This is a genomic window from Bartonella sp. TS82HLJMH (assembly GCF_042193495.1).
Classification (GTDB): domain Bacteria; phylum Pseudomonadota; class Alphaproteobacteria; order Rhizobiales; family Rhizobiaceae; genus Bartonella; species Bartonella grahamii.
The window spans coordinates 1-4,285 of the sequence record NZ_JBHILU010000037.1 but is presented as its reverse complement, the minus strand read 5'-3'; the positions used below and the strand labels follow the sequence as shown (position 1 = coordinate 4,285).

The 4,285-nt window shown below is 41.3% G+C and carries 1 pseudogene; it reads left to right on the top strand.

Annotated features, from left to right (window positions below):
- Positions 1 to 50: 50 nt before the first annotated feature.
- A pseudogene (locus tag ACFIKO_RS08740) lies at positions 51 to 4,285 on the top strand (hypothetical protein); the annotation flags it as partial.

Sequence of the window (4,285 nt, the reverse complement as noted above, 5' to 3'; positions counted from 1 at the left end):
CAGATATTATTAATGTATCAGATTTCTCACGAAATGATCCCATCACGAGATTGACACGTAGTGCTGGGATGCAACGTGCGGAAGAAACGAATGTCATGCTTGGTAAAGGGATAAAAATAAGACCACAAGGCGATAATGTTGCTATTGGTACTAATGCATCAGTACTAAGTATAGAATCCGTTGCTGTTGGTTATAATGCAGAGGCGAGTGGCAATGTCGGTATTGCTGTAGGTCGTTATGCGCTCGCTGAAGGCCAATACAGTATCGCAATAGGTGGCGATACTGCAGGGGGAGGTTCTGATGGGGGGCTTTATGTCCCAACCGGTCGTACAGTTGCAAAAGGCGGCCTCTCGATCGCTATTGGTCTTCGCGCTAAGTCTGTAAGTTTTCAGGCTGTTGCTATAGGTGGTTTAAGTCGGGCTACGGGAGAGGGTGCGGTTGCTTTTGGTTATACTGCATATGCAGTGAGTGATGGGACCATTGCTTTGGGTTCTGCTGCGCAAGCACAGGGAAAGGGAGCTATCACTATAGGTGCCAATTCTGTAGTTTCGGTGGAAGATGGTGTTGCTATAGGGAGAGATTCTGTAGCCAATAGGGCTGCTGGTGAGTTTGGTTATGCTCCTTCGGTAAAGGGTGAGGTTTCAGCAAATGATAAAGCTCAGTGGAAAAGTACGAAAGGTGCAGTGAGTGTTGGTGATCCTGGTAAAGGAATAACACGCCAAATTACAGGAGTAGCAGCTGGGAAGAATGCTACCGATGCAGTGAATGTTACGCAGTTGATAGACATGAAAAGATTCGTAACAGAAAACGGTTGGAAACTATCTGTTGGCGGTGCAAATGGCACGACCGTTCTTATAGACGATGAAGTAGATTTTTCTGCTGGAAGTACAAACCTGAATATTACAAAAGGCGATAAAGACAATAAGCTAAAATTCGATCTTGCCAAAGATGTTACATTAACGAGCTTAAAGGCAGGTACAAATACCTTCGATGCCACGGGCTTAGTCATTACTGATGGTCCGAAAATAACCACTTCTGGTATTGATGCTGGAAATAAAAGGATAACGGGTGTTACATCTGGTGATCTTAGTGTAAATTCACAAGACGCGGTAAATGGTAGTCAGTTGAATGTTGTAGCTACCCATATAGCTGGGTATTTAGGTGGTGGTGTTAAATTTACAAATGGTCAATGGGATGATCCAAAGTTCAAAATTAAGACTTTCAATCCTGAAACGAATGAGATTGAAGAAGAAAGTTTTCCGGATGTAGCAAAAGCCTTTGAGGGTGTGGGTAAGTCTTATGTAAATCTTCACAATGAGATTAAAAAAGCTGCCGATGATAGTGTCTTTAAATGGCATGCCGAATCGGAGAGCATTACAATTGCTGCCAGTGCGGGAGAAGGTGGGCAAGGAAGTATTGCTATAGGGAATCTTTCAAGTGCAACTGCCGACAATAGTATCGCATTAGGTGGTTTTGCCAATGCATCTGGTGAAAATAGTATTGCATTAGGTGGACTTTCAGCTGCAACAGCTAAAAATAGTATTGCATTAGGTTCAAATGTACAAGTACTTTTTGATGGTGGTGTTGCTGTGGGTTATAAATCTGTTTCTCGTAACGCAGCGTCCACAGTTGGCTATGATCCTTCCATAGGGGGCCGGTCAACAGATGATGGTGTGATATGGAAGAGCACTCAAGGAGCTTTTAGTATTGGTGATACTCCGAATAAGATAACACGACAGCTTACAGGTGTGGCAGCGGGTTATGCAGACACTGATGCCGTCAACATTGCGCAGCTGAAAGCACTAAGAGAGTACGCAGGCAAAGGTTGGAAACTTTCTGTTGATGATAAAAATACCCAAGCCGTTAGCATAGATGATACAGTAGATTTTTCAACTGGAAGTAAAAATTTTAAAATTACAAAAGGCGATAAAGATAATAAGATAAAATTTGATCTGGCTCAAGATGTTGCATTAACGAGCTTAAAGGCAGGCACAAATACCCTAGACGCAACAGGCTTAGTGATTACAGGTGGTCCGAAAATAACAACGGGTGGTATTGACGCTGGCAGTAAGAAGATAACAGGCATTCAAGATGGTGCACTCACAGCAGAATCAACCGAAGCGGTCAATGGTTCCCAACTTTTGGCAACAAATACTGAAATTAATGAAGTAAGAGACAGTATCCTTGTTAAGCAAGTAGCAAAGAAGAGGAGAACGCGCAGTCTCCCTAATGAAGGAGAAGGTCTTATCACTGTTGGTATGGAAACTGGTGGTAGCGAAATCAGTATTTTGAACAAAAGTAATGAAGAGCGGAAACTTTCCGGTCTACTCGGCGGGGCAATCAGTGCAACTTCAACAGACGCAGTAAATGGCTCACAGCTTCATACATTGGGCACAGGTGTTGCATCTTATTTAGGTGGTGGTGCTAGCTATGCGGATGGTAAATGGACAGCTCCTACATTCAAGGTAAAAGCAATCAAGGAAGATGGCAGCCCTGAAGATAAGGAATATCATGATGTAGCATCTGCTTTTTCTGGAGTTGGTAGTTCTATCACAAATGTTCAGAATAAATTGACTGAACAGGTTAATAATGTGATTAACAAAGTAGAAAGCGAAAGCTTTGTTCAGCAAGACAAAACAACACATCGTCTCACTATTGGAGCTGCAGTAGAAGGCAGTGAAATCAATATTGCCAATAAGGCTGGTGCGGATCGGATTCTTTCTGGTGTGAAGGCAGCAGAAAAAGATAATGAAGCGGTTAACAAGGGACAGCTTGATAAAGGCTTGAAAGATCTTTCGAACAGTCTTCAGTCTGATGAATCAGCAGTTGTTCATTATGATAAAGATTCAGATGGTAAAACTAATTATAGTAGTGTGACTTTAGGAAAAGCTAAAGATAAGACGGCTGTAGGTCTCCATAATGTTGCTGATGGTAAGATTTCCAAGGATTCACATGATGCAATCACGGGTGGTCAGATTAATACCATAGCTTCGGATTTATCAAAAATTTTAGGTGGAGATGTATCCTTTGATGGAAAAAACTTTAAAGGGCCAACTTATAATTTATCGAATATTGATGAAAAAGGTGAAGTAACAGATAAACCGCATACCGATATTGGTTCTGCTTTTAAAGGACTTGATGATAATATCAAGAATGTGAATGCTCGCATTAAGGAAGTCTCAGAAGGAGTTGCACAAGATTCTTTATCTTGGAGCGATGGTGACAAAGCTTTTGTGGCTCTGCATGGGGAAGGGGATGACAGAAAAGCCAGTAAAATCACATCGCTTGCTGTAGGAGATATTACGAAAGAATCGACGGATGCAGTAAATGGTTCTCAACTTTATTCACTGGGCGATAAGGTTGCAAAATATTTTTCTAATGACGCTGAATATAAAGATGGGGAATTGAATGTTGCTGATTTTAAGCTCAAAACTATCAATGATGATGGCACTGAAGCTGAATCAAGCTATAAGAATGTATCAGATGCATTTTCAGGTGTGGGTAAACTTTTCACAAAGGTTCAAAATGCGATCAGCGATGTAATTAGTAATCTTCTTGTTACGAAAAATGAAGATGTTATCAATATTGGTAAAGGAGTAGAAGGTAGTGAAATCAATATCGCAAACAAGAGTGGTGCAGCACGGACTGTTTCTGGTGTGAAGGCAGCAGAAAAAGATAATGAAGCGGTTAACAAGGGACAGCTTGATAAAGGTTTGAAGGATCTTTCTGATACCCTTCTGTCTGATAGTTCTTCTGTTGTTCTTTACGATAAAACAACCGATGATCAAATTGACTATACAAATGTAACTTTTGGTAAAGGGGAGGATGCTACACCTGTTGCACTGCATAATGTAGCCGCAGGATTGATTGCGGAAAACTCAACAGATGTTATCAATGGAGGACAGATTCACATCCTTTCAACGGATGTAGCAAAATTCTTGGGTGGAGATGCTGAATTTAAGGATGGTGCTTTTAAAGGGCCAATTTATAATTTATCCAGTATTGATAAAGATGGTGAAGTAACAGATAAACCGCATACCGATGTTGGTTCTGCCTTTAAAGGACTTGATGATAATATCAAGAATGTGAATGCCCGCATTAAGGAAGTCTCAGAAGGAGTTGCACAAGATTCTTTATCTTGGAGCGATGGTGACAAAGCTTTTGTAGCCAAGCATGGAGAAAAAGACGGTGAGAAGACAAACAGCAAGATCACATCGGTTGCGGATGGTTCTATAGCATCAGGCTCGAGTGATGCGGTTAATGGTGGACAGATTTATGATCTGAA